This window comes from Vulcanisaeta sp. JCM 16161, assembly GCF_001316285.1.
On sequence record NZ_BBDO01000006.1, the window covers coordinates 1 to 13,801 of the forward strand.

18 protein-coding genes, 1 tRNA gene and 2 pseudogenes are annotated in these 13,801 nt (G+C 44.3%); 11 read left to right on the forward strand and 10 right to left on the reverse strand.

Features of this window, described 5'->3' with window-relative positions; genetic code table 11:
- Nucleotides 1-171: 171 nt before the first annotated feature.
- The 3 genes from JCM16161_RS08305 to JCM16161_RS08320 all read right to left on the reverse strand — a co-directional run bounded on the left by JCM16161_RS08305 (nt 172) and on the right by JCM16161_RS08320 (nt 2,832).
- On the reverse strand, nt 172-579 hold the full coding sequence (locus tag JCM16161_RS08305; RefSeq protein WP_243670923.1) for a hypothetical protein: 408 nt from the start codon (nt 577-579) through the stop codon (nt 172-174).
- 1,114 nt (nt 580-1,693) lie between these two features.
- Nucleotides 1,694-2,083: a hypothetical protein gene (locus JCM16161_RS08315; protein ID WP_054855573.1), complete on the reverse strand. Its 390-nt coding sequence runs from the start codon at nt 2,081-2,083 to the stop codon at nt 1,694-1,696.
- Nucleotides 2,053-2,832 carry a hypothetical protein gene (locus tag JCM16161_RS08320; RefSeq protein ID WP_243670925.1) on the reverse strand — a complete coding sequence of 260 codons (780 nt, stop codon included), beginning with the start codon at nt 2,830-2,832 and terminating at the stop codon, nt 2,053-2,055. The genes JCM16161_RS08315 and JCM16161_RS08320 overlap by 31 nt, the downstream gene beginning before the upstream one ends.
- 133 nt (nt 2,833-2,965) lie before the next feature.
- Between JCM16161_RS08320 and JCM16161_RS17160 the strand changes: the two genes are divergently transcribed.
- Complete coding sequence (locus JCM16161_RS17160) at nt 2,966-3,217, forward strand: hypothetical protein (RefSeq protein WP_243670926.1); 252 nt, start codon at nt 2,966-2,968, stop codon at nt 3,215-3,217.
- 1,080 nt (nt 3,218-4,297) lie between these two features.
- Here JCM16161_RS17160 and JCM16161_RS17165 read toward each other — a convergent pair.
- From JCM16161_RS17165 to JCM16161_RS08335, 4 genes are all read right to left on the reverse strand, one after another.
- Nucleotides 4,298-4,492, reverse strand: coding sequence for a hypothetical protein (locus JCM16161_RS17165; protein WP_243670928.1), 195 nt, complete (start codon nt 4,490-4,492; stop codon nt 4,298-4,300).
- Between the two features lie 9 nt (nt 4,493-4,501).
- Nucleotides 4,502-4,618: transfer RNA gene (locus tag JCM16161_RS17170), tRNA-Phe, on the reverse strand.
- Nucleotides 4,619-4,720: 102 nt separating this feature from the next.
- Complete coding sequence (locus JCM16161_RS08330; RefSeq protein WP_054855575.1) at nt 4,721-4,930, reverse strand: hypothetical protein; 210 nt, start codon at nt 4,928-4,930, stop codon at nt 4,721-4,723.
- A 340-nt stretch (nt 4,931-5,270) separates the two neighbouring features.
- The gene (locus tag JCM16161_RS08335) at nt 5,271-5,903 is read right to left on the reverse strand and encodes a queuosine precursor transporter (protein WP_243670930.1); all 633 of its coding nucleotides are present in this window, start codon (nt 5,901-5,903) and stop codon (nt 5,271-5,273) included.
- Between the two features lie 222 nt (nt 5,904-6,125).
- On the opposite strand from JCM16161_RS08335, the gene JCM16161_RS08340 reads away from it, so the two are divergent.
- Together JCM16161_RS08340 and JCM16161_RS17175 are read left to right on the forward strand one after the other, a co-directional pair.
- Complete coding sequence (locus JCM16161_RS08340) at nt 6,126-6,566, forward strand: hypothetical protein (RefSeq protein WP_243670932.1); 441 nt, start codon at nt 6,126-6,128, stop codon at nt 6,564-6,566.
- Entirely contained in the window at nt 6,556-6,714 is a 159-nt protein-coding gene (locus JCM16161_RS17175; RefSeq protein WP_243670933.1) for a hypothetical protein, read from the forward strand. Before JCM16161_RS08340 ends, JCM16161_RS17175 begins: the two co-directional genes overlap by 11 nt.
- A 53-nt stretch (nt 6,715-6,767) precedes the next feature.
- On the opposite strand, the pseudogene JCM16161_RS08345 reads toward JCM16161_RS17175, so the two are convergent.
- Nucleotides 6,768-7,502: pseudogene (locus JCM16161_RS08345) on the reverse strand (5-formyltetrahydrofolate cyclo-ligase).
- Nucleotides 7,503-7,706: 204 nt separating this feature from the next.
- On the opposite strand from JCM16161_RS08345, the gene JCM16161_RS08350 reads away from it, so the two are divergent.
- On the forward strand, nt 7,707-8,642 hold the full coding sequence (locus JCM16161_RS08350) for an AAA family ATPase (protein ID WP_054855577.1): 936 nt from the start codon (nt 7,707-7,709) through the stop codon (nt 8,640-8,642).
- On the forward strand, nt 8,639-8,893 hold the full coding sequence (locus JCM16161_RS08355) for a hypothetical protein (protein ID WP_054855578.1): 255 nt from the start codon (nt 8,639-8,641) through the stop codon (nt 8,891-8,893). The genes JCM16161_RS08350 and JCM16161_RS08355 overlap by 4 nt, the downstream gene beginning before the upstream one ends.
- A gap of 69 nt (nt 8,894-8,962) precedes the next feature.
- Here the strand turns inward: JCM16161_RS08355 and JCM16161_RS17180 are convergent, their stop codons facing one another.
- Nucleotides 8,963-9,220, reverse strand: a complete 258-nt coding sequence (locus tag JCM16161_RS17180) for a hypothetical protein (RefSeq protein WP_243670935.1) — start codon at nt 9,218-9,220, stop codon at nt 8,963-8,965.
- On the opposite strand from JCM16161_RS17180, the gene JCM16161_RS17185 reads away from it, so the two are divergent.
- The 6 genes and pseudogenes from JCM16161_RS17185 (at nt 9,219) to JCM16161_RS08385 (ending at nt 13,287) form a co-directional block, all read left to right on the forward strand.
- Nucleotides 9,219-9,404, forward strand: coding sequence for a hypothetical protein (locus JCM16161_RS17185; protein ID WP_243670937.1), 186 nt, complete (start codon nt 9,219-9,221; stop codon nt 9,402-9,404). The genes JCM16161_RS17180 and JCM16161_RS17185 overlap by 2 nt on opposite strands.
- A 299-nt stretch (nt 9,405-9,703) precedes the next feature.
- Nucleotides 9,704-10,258 carry a hypothetical protein gene (locus JCM16161_RS08365; protein ID WP_054855580.1) on the forward strand — a complete coding sequence of 185 codons (555 nt, stop codon included), beginning with the start codon at nt 9,704-9,706 and terminating at the stop codon, nt 10,256-10,258.
- 173 nt (nt 10,259-10,431) lie between these two features.
- Nucleotides 10,432-10,998 carry a DUF973 family protein gene (locus tag JCM16161_RS08370; protein ID WP_243670939.1) on the forward strand — a complete coding sequence of 189 codons (567 nt, stop codon included), beginning with the start codon at nt 10,432-10,434 and terminating at the stop codon, nt 10,996-10,998.
- Nucleotides 10,999-11,093: 95 nt separating this feature from the next.
- Nucleotides 11,094-11,441 (forward strand): hypothetical protein, encoded by a 348-nt coding sequence (locus tag JCM16161_RS08375; RefSeq protein WP_054855582.1) that lies wholly within the window; start codon nt 11,094-11,096, stop codon nt 11,439-11,441.
- Between the two features lie 78 nt (nt 11,442-11,519).
- Entirely contained in the window at nt 11,520-11,717 is a 198-nt protein-coding gene (locus JCM16161_RS08380) for a DUF973 family protein (protein ID WP_054855583.1), read from the forward strand.
- 407 nt (nt 11,718-12,124) lie between these two features.
- Nucleotides 12,125-13,287: pseudogene (locus tag JCM16161_RS08385) on the forward strand (MFS transporter).
- 3 nt (nt 13,288-13,290) lie between these two features.
- On the opposite strand, the gene JCM16161_RS17190 reads toward JCM16161_RS08385, so the two are convergent.
- Nucleotides 13,291-13,701 (reverse strand): DUF3782 domain-containing protein, encoded by a 411-nt coding sequence (locus tag JCM16161_RS17190; RefSeq protein WP_243670940.1) that lies wholly within the window; start codon nt 13,699-13,701, stop codon nt 13,291-13,293.
- Nucleotides 13,702-13,801 lie beyond the last annotated feature (100 nt).

Genomic DNA, 13,801 nt, shown 5'->3' on the forward strand with positions numbered 1-13,801 from the left:
AAAAAGTAATTCGAATAGAGTTGAATAATTTATTACGCCCAGTCGCCTGTCCTTATTACTGGTGTGTCTCACATACGTGGCGCTTGACAATTGGGATTTTGACATAATATAGCGATTTTAATGAGCAACGCATTTTTACTGGCTCGTGGTAATGATTGTTCCATTTATTGGTTAACCCTGACCCTTACCTACTATCTGCGCGGCACTTACTCGCATTAACCTTATCGTTATCTTTAATGGCGTCATCATTATACTCCCTTGTTGCATCTTGAATGGGATATACTCTACGTATATTATTCCCATCACTGTTCTATTCTGCGCAATTACGCCCATCGTATATTCAATGCCCATCACATTAATAACTAGGTAGTTCCCGACCTTAGTCGTATTCGTTATGAAGCCCTCACCGACCAAAATCAGCCTGCCACTGCCGATGTAATCCCTTACTGTGGGTATTCCCATCAATAACCTCACAGTCCCGTTGAATCCCTCGCCTAGGTTGGCGCCATTGTACCTCAGGAACTCATTGATTAATCCCTTGGCGTTATTTATTGCGCTTGGTGAGGTGAATATCCGCATTGGGATTAAGAAGCTTGGAGAGTTACCATAACCAGATAATACGTAGCACGTGTAATTGATAATACCGGGCGGCGCAGTAATATTAGTCAACGTACTACACCTTTGCATATTAATTACTTGGTAACCAACTATGAATGGGAGACCACTTGGTGGGGATCAACCGCGAAAGCCGGCGCACAGGCATGGGGGACCCGCAATAAGCGATTTATTGAGTATGAGTTCATTACCATTAAAGACAACGAGGTCTGCGCTAAACACGGCAGGGCATAGGCAAATACGAGGATAAGAAAGCTCATAGGCAACCTTAATAGATAAGAAAATAACAGTAGCGGTAATTACCATAGCCACCACTAGCCACTCCAGTTTCGCTACACCCTGTCCATGCGTGGTCACCCTGTAAGTTTGAGCGATAATTATTTCTAGGCTTTAATAAACCTCGTTCTAAGAGCTAGTGCGCAACGAACCATGATTAATTACGACAACTAAGTAATGAGACCGTAAGAGACCATTATTGGGCAAAACAATGCATTGGCGATTATCTTAATTTTAAGTGAAATTGAGGCTCATTATTTATCAGCCAATGTTCCCCTTATTACTTAATGCGCCTTGCGCCTAGGTCTACGTCTACGTAACTATACACTGCATTAACGGTATTGTCGTAACCTAGCGTTCAATTAGCTTATTAATACTAGGGCTGTGGCGTAAAAGGATTCATGTTCATAAAAGTTCCTAGAATTATTGTTGGCGTTCTGAATGGTATTACTTAGGCCACATCGCTCAAGTCCTACACATTACCGTAATTGAGCATCTCGTTACCTGTTTATGAGTAATATAATTATCGCTCTCGTAATTACCACTACTCAGGTTAGATTGGATAAATACATAGTATGAGATGATGACTAATCAATCAATGGTTTATTTGTGATTACTGCTGCATCATTCCATCATCATTAATATGCGTGCTGCGCGCATCATATGTCGCTTTACATAAAGGCTAAATCGTTTTATTACGGTTTGATGTCGCTATATTGCCAATGCTGTAGGGAAGGCCCACACTTATGAGGTCACCTATTTCTTTCCAGTAAATTATAGAAGTAACTTCCGGTGTGGAGATTTAGCTGTAGCTTGATAATAATGGTATTGTTATGTTTCCAATGCTTGTGTTCAATACGACATATCCGTAGGGTAGTTGGGCAATACTGAGTGGGAGTGTGCGGTTCACATTACAGGTGATTGATGATGTGAATAATGATGTCCAATTACCTGTTAATGTTACAACATTCAATGGCATTATAACATTCAATTGCATTGAGGTGGAGCGATGTGACTGGGCTAGTAGGGATATGTTGACGATGCTCGTTGAGTTTATTATTAACGACTTATTTAATTCGCACGAAGTTAATAATGAACCATTATATGCGTATACGCTATAACCATTAATAATTACATTGCTTGGTAATGGATTCTCAAGGACTAAGTTAATTGCATTGATTGGGATCCACAACCGTAGATAATGCAGTATAAGTACGGTATTACGGTGTATTTTGCGAAGCCCATTGGTTTATTTACCGGTATTATCTCGGTTATTGAGGTGTTATACATAACCCAAGCTGGTGCTAGGTTATTGTTAATTATTGTAATTGATACCTTCATACCGACCAACTCACTTGTGAAGTTAATGCCATTTAATGATTTAAAGTCAAGATAGCCGTATCCCGCGAAGTAGGTACGTGTTGAGTTGTATAGTGCTATTGCCAATGGTAGCATTACTGTGGTTCTTGGCGGCACTAAAACCACCGTTTGACTTGGTATTAATTCACTGAATATCGGTGATCCGGCATACATCGCTATTGTTATGCGCATGGGTTCATTTGTTGGGTTCGTTATGTTTAGGAACAACGCGAAGTTGTCATTAGCATTAGTGTAGGAGTAGAGCACGGGTTTAATTCTAATTAATGATCCATAAACCGCGTCCACAAGGCTTGTATAATTAACCCTCAATTCATTGTACTGAGATTGAAGCATTGTATAATTCATTACTAAATCCCTGTATGCTGTCTCAAGGTTCGTATAATTCATAATCAATTGAATATATTGTACCTGTAATACTGTGTAATTTGTTCTCAAGGTATTAACCTCACCCTGCAGTGAGGCAATCTTTGATTCTTCGTTACTAATTACTACACCCAGGAAGGCAGCGACAATAACCAATATGATTACTATAACGATGTATACAGAGACCTTTATTCTCATGGTTACTCCCATTAAAGGTAATTCAGCCACTTTATTATTTCTATGCTTTAGTTAAGGGCATGTTCTAGAAGTTAGAATACTGGCTCGGTAGTGATTTATTAGTTTGGTTGTGTATTAACCCTATGGATGTCTCATGGCTCTAAGGATTTGTTGGGGCGTTAAGGTCAGGGGCGAGAAGAGGCTCGAGTGCGGTGAGGAGGTCAGTGATCCTAAGGTGATTGACGAGGTCATGAAGCTAATAAGTGAGTTCATGATTAGGGTCGAGAGGCACAAAGCCGTGCTGTTAAGTGATTCGGCAACTCCATTCGACAACGCAACCAATGCACTGAGCAATTGGTTAAGGAATATCGAGACTAGGATTGGGGAAAGCAATGACGAGGCATAGCCAAACTGAGGAGAGCATTGCTCAATGCCGGGAGGAAGATGCTGAGACTCCTAAGCCAAGCCAGAGAGAAGTGCTGAGCACATACAAGCAAGAGCTCGAAGAACTAATTGAAAAGTTGAGGAATGGTGAGGTGAGGGTAATAATTACGGGAGAACCACTCAATAAGGATAAGTCGTTCGTGGTGCATCTGTACACGGAGAACCTGGCGATTGTGGTAGATAGGGTCGCTGGATCGAGGGGCATAACGATAAGTATATCACTCACTGGGCTCAGGGGCACTCATGTGATTACGCCGAGACTCCTCGGCGATGGCAAGCTGAAGACAATGCAGTGCGGGCTAATACTGACAGACGGCTCAATCAAGAATGGATACCCAGTAATGCCCACTACACAGCTTTGGCAAGCCATCGCCTGGCTAATTGCGTGGCCCGGAAAGAATCACGTGTATATAAGTGGCGTGAGTCTCAACGATAGTAGTATAAACATTACTTGGCAATTAAGGGCTATTGATTATAAGGGCGTGTTTAAGGGTAAAGCCGATGTCGTTAAAGAGACAGGTAGGCTCGGCGAGGAGGAGTTCCCGACGTTCGTGGTATATATAGTATTTGGTGATGGTGAAGTGAATGTTAAGAGGAAGGATTTTAGGCTCACCATGGGCAAGTCAAAGCTTGGGTTGTGGGGCAGCATAATTGAGAAACTTAAGGGTCTAGGGTTTAGGAAGGGAGATGATTATGGGTATGCCGTAGCTTACGTGGTTAGGTTTTCCAAAGCCGTTGAGCTGGCTAGGAAAATACTCAGCGACACAATGATTAAGGCGTTAATTGAGGGCTTGGCTCAATTGCCGGATGCCGAGAAGTTAAGGCGTTTAATCGAGCTGGCAAGTATGGAGCTTAAGCCATTGGGTCATTCATCAATCGAGGTAGTTGATGGCATAAGAATGAACGTCCACGTGAGCAATAGCGGCACAATAGAGCTCAGGGCTTGGCGTAAGGGGCTTGAGGATGCCGTGAGGATTCGGGAGAGACTCAAGAGGGCAGGCTATGAGGCTAGGTTGAGGCCTAGTAGCAGTGATTTCGAGGTCTACATAGGCATGTACGTAATTGAGAGGGACCAGGAACTGGCGAGGAAGGTCTGCGAGGTGTTGAGGAGAATGCACGAGGAGGCGGCCAGCAAGGGCAAGGAGAGGAGGGCAAGGGCGATAGCCAGGGCAATGAAGAAGTTAGGCTGCCCCGCCCAGGGCCCACGGGCCCAAACAAACAAAACGCAATCAACCATTAACCCGCGTGGTGCCCCGGCCGGGATTTGAACCCTATCCCAAACCCTACCCGGCCTGACCGGGTGGGGTTTGACGGGACCTACCGGTCTTCAGCCGGTCGCTCTCCCAGGCTGAGCTACCGGGGCGTTTTTGTTCTTCTTGTCGGGGGATTTAAGTTTTTTTGTCCTGCTTTATTGTTCGTTGCGTGGTTTTGTATTTTATTTTCTCGATTGGCTTTCTTTTGTTTATTAGTGTGTCATCATTGCTTTTATGGATAGTGCTTCCTCTGGATCTGGTCTGTTGTACTGATACCTGTGGAGTTCTAGTGCCGGTATTGCGTTGACGTAAGTGCTGAGGCGCCTTTCGATTATTCCAATTATTTCCTTCATCCCAGTAATTGGTATTAAGGCTATTATATAATCAGCATCGGCTCGTTCAACTTTAGTGTCGACGGTCAAGGTCTAAGCGGTGTCCTCCACGCTTGGAATGCCTTACCTGCGGCGTTTCTTATGAGCCAATTCTATGAATTACTCAGCTAACTCAATCTCAGTGATTGTCTCTTGACCTTGACCTCTCTGTATTTAAGTTGATTCAAAGCTTAACTGCTAGATTTAATGGTTCACCAAGCCTTAAATACTTGCCTTAACTATTAGCTTAGTGATTTGGATCTCGAGTGCTGAGTGTTGTGATGAGGGCTCGCAAAGATGATCCCTCACGCCTTACTGGTTACGTAGCCGTACTGCAATGCCCTCCTGTTCATCCACACGGCGAGCATTGTCATTGGGACTAGGCTTATCTTTACGGAGAGCTGTGACGCATCAGTAGTAGTAGCACGTTGTTTGGTACAACGCCGTAGAAGGCGGTTGGTATGAATACCAGGGTGTCGATGGTCATTGCCACTGGGTCCGAGTAACCAACCCTCCTTAAAATACCACCACCAAGCCTACTCACGAGGAATACGTCGTAGGTCTCGGAAATGAGGAAGGCGGTTATTGAGGCCATGGCGATCCTCGCAGATTGACCCATTATGCTCGTGAATGCACTCTGCAGGTTCCAGAATGGGGCCGGCGGGTACACTATGACCAGCCAGTTTATGATGAATACAAGTGCCTGGAGGTAGGCGGCAATCCTAACGACCCAGTAACCAACCCTCCTACCATACCTGAGCGTTAGGAAGTCAAGCATTGCCACGCTGGCGCTGTAGGTGAAGACGCCCAGAGGTATGACCAGGGGCCCAACGAAGGAGCCGATCTTAGATGCTGTGTATTGGCTGATCGTGAGGAGGAGCATGTAGTTCATGGCGGCCACAGGGAGTAGCAAGTCATCCCTACCAAACCTATGCAGTAACCATAGCACCCCGGCGACGGCTATGTAGGTTACTAGGGCGTAGCCGTAGAGTTCAGGCAGGCCTGCCAGGTTATTCAGAATCATACAGGTTATTCCTGAGCGGCAGGTATTAAAGGAATACCACAATGCACTGGGCTAGGCGCATTACTGTATTTAGCTTATTAGGGGTTGATTGATTAAATCCCTCACAACCACTATTGCGCCAATCAACGATAATATAAACGCTTTTATATCCAGGGTGAGGGTAATTCCCTGCTGAGTAATGGAGTCTATCGTTGGTCCGGTCATTGATAGGCTTTGGATGCCGTGATGAAGAAGGTGGAGAGCGGTAAGAAGTTAACGAGTGAGGACCTAGTGGTGTTAATGCTAGGCATGTTCAGGGAGACCAACAGGAGGATTGATGATTTGAATAAGAGGGTTGACACATTATTCGAAGCGCTCAGTAAGAGGATTGATGCACTGGAGAATGAGATTAATGAGAGGTTCAATGCGTATGATGAGAAGATGGCTATGCTCGATAAGAAGATAGATGACAAATTTGCAATAATTGATAGAAAGATTGATGAAAGATTTGCGGCACTTGACAAGAAAGTCGACGAGAAATTCACTATACTGGATAGGAAAATCGATGAGAGAATTGCCATGCTCGATAAGAAGATTGATGAGAAGGTTAGTGAGTTGATGAGGAAGATCGATGAGGTGGATGGTAAGGCTGAGTTGCGCAGTAATTCGTTAAATGCTAGTTGATTCGGTAAATGCCAGGATTGACGCAGTGTATGGCGAGTTAAGTAGACGTATAAACGAGTTGAGCGACAAGATGGATGCTAGTAATAAGGCGTTGGGCGAGAGGATCGATAGGCTTTATGAGTTGTTGGGTAAGATATACGAGGCCTAATGAGGCAGGTAGGCAATGCGTAACGTTGATACAGCGCCTTCTGTGACTCACAATTACTTCTCGCCATTGAGTCGAGCCTTTAACTCGTTGAGTAGCGGTATTTCCCTGAGCATTTCGTCTGTGACGAATTCCCAGTAAATACCGCGTGGCTTTGTGTCAACCCTCTTAACCCTAATCACCCTGCCTGGAGTGACTATTACGTCTACAGGTAGGTCATAGGATTCCCTGGGAATCTCATCACTTACTAACTGTAGTTCGTGGACTGTGGTTATGACCGGTGTATTCTCATTGACCTTACCCAAGGCGCTAGCTATTCCCCATTCAATCTCCGCATAACCGTGTGACTTACCCAGCTACGCCCATTGCCTGGGTTTACGGCTACAGAGCCTATTATGACGAGGTCTATGTTGGGCATGTCCCAGGCTTAATCGGTATGCCCCACCTGAACGCGCCCCTAATGGTCGAAGCCTCGCCATAGTACTGCCTCGGTATTCTACGAGGATCAAGCATTAGGAAGCCCTCCCTAATCCTAGGCGTGGGCATTATCAACAACTTACCATTAACAAGCGTCAACTCCCTACACCGACGCTGGGGTGAGTCAGGTTTATCTTCACCACCCGTGCCCTAACGAACTCAGGCAGTGAAGCGACTAATTCGCAAGCCCTCTCGGCACCCACGAAGTTAGGTATCCTACCATAGACTGGCCTTGGGAATGACGCCACATTTCTCTCCTCAAGCAACCTCCAAATCCTCTCCCTAATCGCTTGTTTAATGCCCTTAACCTCCATCGTTAGTACTCATGTTTACGGAGGGATTAAAATAAGCATTGCCCTACCTAACTAATAATCAGTATTAAGCCGTGATTATGAAAGACGCACTGCATGTTGGGTAGTTGTTCTATGATACATCGTTGAGCCCTTAATTCCATTATCATTAACTACTTCGTTATTGTCCATGAAATATAAATAAACAACTTACTAATTTATTAATGCGTGATTAATGTTGCTGATATTAATGCCTTAATTCAATGGATACAATCCCAACAATTAATACTGGGTTTCCCAAACATTACCGTTAACTTCAAGGATAGGCATAATGAAATAACGAACCTACTAAATGACCTACGTATTGGCGGTGTCAGGATTATCTATGGACCACTTGGTGCGGGCAAGACAACGCTGTTGAACCTGCTTGCCAAGTCCCTCAGGGCTGTTGGGGTAGGTGATACCGCAGTTATTTATGTGAATTACGAGAGTAGGGTTACCAACATTATAATGCCAGGTGCACTAAGCATTAGTGGGTTGGTCAACGACCTTCTCAATAGGCTTTCGGCAACCATAATGGGGGTTACGGTCGGTGTTGGTCAGGTGATTGAGTTAGCTAAGGCCTTATGGAATTACATTAGGGAGTTGCATGGAGTTAACAACGTTCTAATAATACATGATGACCTGGATAGGTGGTTCATGTCTGGAGGCGTTGGGCGTGGTGCTGTTCAGGAACTAATCACGATGTATGCCGGCGAATTTGAGGGTAAGCCTTTGGGTGAGGCTCCATGGGGTGATAAGTACGTTAAGGTATTCATATCAATCAGCGATCAGTCAGCGGTGGAACTCGCGTGGAGGTATAGGGGTAAGGGAGGTTTAATGACAATGCTCCTCTGGAACCTACCGCGTGATGCCTTCCTTGATGTCGTTCATGATGTTAAGAGACAGTTAATGAGCAATGTTGATATTGAACACAGCCTACTTTGGCAACTACTTGGTGGTAATGTTAGGGCGTTGATGGACCTGGCGACGAATTATAACTGGGACCTAGGGACCTGGTTAAAGGGCATCATAAATCACGTGAGGAACTTAATGTATAGGGAGGCATTAATCCTCAACCTGCCAGACGTATCGGCATTAATAGCAGGATTAGGTCTAAGGTGAGTGAACCAAGGCCTGACGATTTGATTTACGGCGCAATGCTTAATGACGAACCACTCATTGAGGATAACGTGTTAATACGCATCATAGGCAAGCCACTTTCACAACTACCAAGCGAGGAGTGGGTGGGCGGTGACTACGCCTACCAATTACCTGCTTACTACTGGGTCCTCAGGGCCATGATTAATAAGGGGTCGGTAAACATCACGGGCGAGGAAGTGGTGAACGAATTAACGAAATACCTACATAAATAATTACTCCATATTTTGCAGTAAATATCCTACGAACCACAACATACGATTGCGTAAATCTCCTTACCGTTATCATCTATTAACTTCATTAACTTCCACCTGGAGTCGCAATCGCTTGTCGAGAATACGAAGACACCGGGGGATCTTACCGCCAAAGCCCCAGCCATTAATTAACGGGTAAACCCTAAAGCCGATGGGGACGATGACGGAATAATCCCTTAATCTATCCTTCTCATTAATTACTTCAACCACCTTAAATTTCTCCCTACATAAATGCGTACTAAGCTCGACATAGTCACCTAGGAATCTACAGTCTCTAGGGAATAGCATGAGCACGCTGATTATGACTGCTAAAATAAGTACTAGAATTGCGATGGTCAGTGTGATTAATGGTGGAATTAATTCATACGTGCTTATGAGTACTACGATGCTAATAGGTATGATAAGTATTAAGATGGGGGTTATTAAGCCCATTTTGCTGAAACAAATCTTCACGAGTACTGAGTTAGCCTGAATAGGATTTATAAACTTTTAAAAGATAATATACCATTGAAGGAAAAGTTCCAGAGAGACATTAGGGATACCATAACACGTAGAGAGTTGTTAAAGGGCTTTAACTGCAACGTCAGCCATAGCACTATTGCCAACTCCAAAGTGAGTTGGGGCTTTTGGCTTCACGAGTTGAATATCTCTGTTGATGATTTTCATATGGTTTTTCCTCAGGAGATTTAGGGATTCGCTGGTGAAGTTGTCATTTAGGAAGAGGGAGCTTTTTAAGGTGCTTTTGAGTAATGGGGATATTGGTGACTTACTATGATGCAGAGTTTCTTCCTGACTTCGTGGGATATATTCAGGCTTGTCATGAGTAATTGGAGCACCCTATTTGTTATAGCTGTATTGCCGGCGGTGGTGCCGTTGGTAATACTAGTGTTTATATGGATGTGGGGTGTTAGGCATATTAAGAACAGGGGTAAGTTAAGGGTCTTTAATAGGGTCATGATTATTACCGTGGTAATCTTCATCGTAGTTATTGTGATTACCGTGTTCAGCCCATTAATCATGCTCCCTGGTAAGTACGGCTACTCAATAGTCAATAACACACTTACCCTTTATTTGCCCACGGGCAGGTTCATCGTGAATTTATCAACGGCTAATATATGCGTTGTTAACGTGACGCAGGCCATGAGGATTGAGGGCTTCGCCTACGGCCCACTCGGCATGGGGCTATTCCTTGTTAATGGCAGGTACATGAACGTATTCTTCTACTCACCTGAGGGCTTGCGTTGGATATACGTGATTAAGTACGGGCATGAGGTTCTCGGCCTATACACACCGGGGTTTCAATTACCAATTAAATGCGGTAATTAATACTATCACCCATCCCATCTTTAAGGATTTATAGACAAGCCCACTTACTTAAACCCAGTATGGGATTAATCACTTGATGAGGCTAGGGCGCATTCTGGGTTGTACTGCTGATGTCGTGATTATATCGTGATTTGTGAAATTCTTAAATAATTCCCTAATGTTTTATGGCAATAATGGCGAGTGGTGGAGGGCAGGGTGGTGATAAGGAGAGGATGATTTATCTTTATCATGGTGTTTCGAGAATTTTTGATGGTTATATAGCTGGTATAGGCCTGGGCGTATTATTGATCATAGTCCTCGTGGTCATTATCCTAGCCAGTGACGATAATGTTGCCGCCCTTATACATAATTTCGGCATATTTTTCATAGTAATCGGGGTTCTAGGCATTCCTTTCACTTACTTTTTCATGTACAGGGGCTTTACCTACTTGGCGATGGCGGATAGGGATAGGTACGGTATTGGCGCACTCGGCGCCATTGGTTCATTGGCACTAAGCCTAGCTCTCATTCCAGAGGGCGCACTCCTCCTCGTGCTAAGGACCTCCTACTCAACCTTCCTGGTATTGAGTGTGGTGACAATTATTGTCGGCTTCGTATTCGAATTACTCATGTACATAGCCCTGTACAGGCTTGGCGATTACTTCAGCGTGGGCTACCTAACCGCCGGTATTATTATTATTTCATTATTTACCACCCTACTTTCAGTGATACCCGTGATTGAAATTATAGGAGCATCATAGGCCTTATTGGCTTTGTGCTGATTCTCGTGGGCCTTAATGAGGTTAAGAAGAGCGTTGAGAGGATTATTGCTGGTCATTGATTGTGGTGATTATGAATGTCTGGGCAGGTTAATCAGAGGTTGATATTTATTTATAATGGTGTTTCCCGTATTCAAACCGGTATAAATATCGGTGTAATGCTTGGTGTTATATACAGTATAGCGTTGCTCGTAATAAACCTACTTGGTTCAGTGTCTATTGGAGCCATGATACGTGGTTATGGCATACTCCAGGTGGCTGAGGTTGCTGTTGGTTTACCAGTACTTTATCACTACATGTATAGGGGATTTAATGAACTTACGAAAGCCGATAGTGCGAGGTATGGGATAGGTAGGTTAGGGGTTATTTTATTACTCGTGATTAGTCCCTTACTCCTGGCGGAGGTTTATACTTCATTCTCGTAGACGTTTCTCCATCAATATTTCTTCTATTGCGTGTGGTGGATAGTGTTGTGGCGTTAGTAAATATACGTATTAATCCTAGTGGCGCTTTATAGGTTAGGTTCGGAGTTTAATGTAGATCATCTAAGGATTGGCGCTATCCTGATTATTGCTTCTGCAGTTATATTAGTAACGCCGAACATACTCGCCGCGATAATAGGGCTTGTGGGCGTTGTTCTGACGATAATGGGTATTGGTGAAGTTAAGAGGGTTGTTGAGGAAAAGATAAAGGGTATGTAATTATGTAATAATGATGTATTAAGAATAAGGAATGGCATGCTGTTTCTCTAAAATGTGAATAGTCACGAGTTATCCCTCATTTACATGAGCATTTTTAGGTCTTCACGGGCCATCTCGTAATAATTATCATAACAGTATTGATCCTAAGTAGTACTTGGCAATATTTATTCTGGTAGTTATTTAGGCATTGCTTATTGGTATCGCACTGGTGAGTTCATTAGTTGGTTCGTTGTTTAGGGTGGGTATTGGTTTGAATTATTCAATTGCTCAATCAATAAGTAAGGTTGTTTCTAAGTATCGCTAAGTGTACGGAGAATTTGGTTTTTATATGGATTTGTTTTTGATATCGATTGTGCAATTGGGATAGGGATGTTTGGTTGCTTCTTGTCTCCAGGGGTTTGAGGAGCGTGGCCGGTGGCGCGCTTGGCGTAGTTACTGGGCTTTACCTGTACTACTACCTGCATTTATCATTAACTGAGGTTGGCATTTTCTTCGGTGTTGGCGCATTCACGGCACCACTCCTCTCACTCCTCTTTGGTAGGTTGGGTGATAAGTACAGTAGGAAGGTGATCCTACTACTGACGCTTGCCTTCCTGCCGATAGCCACGGCAATACTCCTAATCACCAGGTATTACCCATTGCTCCTACTTGCAGCTGCATTGGGTGGCTTTGGTACGGCCGGGGCGTTGGCTAGTGGTAGTGTTGGTGCCGTGGCTGCGCCCGTCCAAACGGCTATATTGGCTGATAAGACCGAGGGCATGGATAGGTCCATGGTATATGCAGTATTCAACCTAGTATCTGGGACGCATCGGCGATCGGGGCATTATTAGCTAACCTTAGCTATCGAGACGTATTCTACATGGCTCTTGCATTATCGGCGATTAGCCTCTTCGTGGTATTACCAATTAAGGAGGAACATAAACCTAAGCATCGAACTAATGATGATCCAAATGGTAATTTCAGGACCATGACCCAGCAGATCAAGAGGGATTTAACGTACATAAAGAGGTTCGCGATAGTCGGTGCGTTGAATGGCACAGCCCAGGGATTAATAACGCCATTCCTACCGATAATATTTAAGATGGTCCTCCACGTGAGCAATGGCGTTGTTGGCGATATATTCTTCATTGGCGGACTAACGGCAGCCTTCGCATCGCTCACGGCGCCAGTATTCTCGAGGATCTTTGGGCTTAGGGACGCCATAATAATTCCGAGAATAATATCAACAATTGCCCTGATACTAATCCCCTTCTCAACAACTCTTTACCTAGCCGTAATCACGTATGTTATTTACGTGATGTTTAGGGTCTCATCCCTAGCCCCACAGCAGGCGTTAATGATGGAGCTCGTGGGCAGAGACAGTAGGTCAACAGTCTCTGGCGTTAACCAAGCAGCACGACTATTACCATCGGCGACGGCAACTACGGCGGCTGGCCCAATGCTCAACTATCTGCCAATACCCATCCCATTCGCCATAGCCTTCATTGTGAATGTCATAAACATAGCCCTATACAGAAGGTTCTTCCCCAACCCAAAACCAATACGCGGAGGAGTAACCGTAATTGAGTAATGATTAAATAACTCCAGACGCCCTAACCTCAACACCCAACCCTCTAGCCAACTCAAGAGCCCTCTTCCTAATCGCTGGACCAACGATGAGTAGCCTCGGCTTCACCCTATTGACCCTCTCGTATAGGATTCCCTCCCTATATAATTCAGCTACGTCACCACGGTCAATACTGGTCCTATACTCAACGAGTATGTGCTCGTTATCCCTAATAAGAACGTCAACATCAATGACCGAGGGATGACCGAACACGAAACCCTCACTATCATAATAGGTCCAGCGCCTAACCTGGTAAACCCTAAGTAGGTCACTAACTAAGTACTTAATGGACTCCCTAAAAGTCTCCTCGATGAATAGCCCATAACGGTAACTCAATGCCGTTACTGATGATGTCAACTTCTCAATACCACTCTGCATAATGAGTATAACCTAGCCATGTCTCCTAACATCCTCACTTAATGTCTCTATAACCTTCCTAAGCTCCTCTACGGCTTTCCTCATTTTCACCTACCTCCTC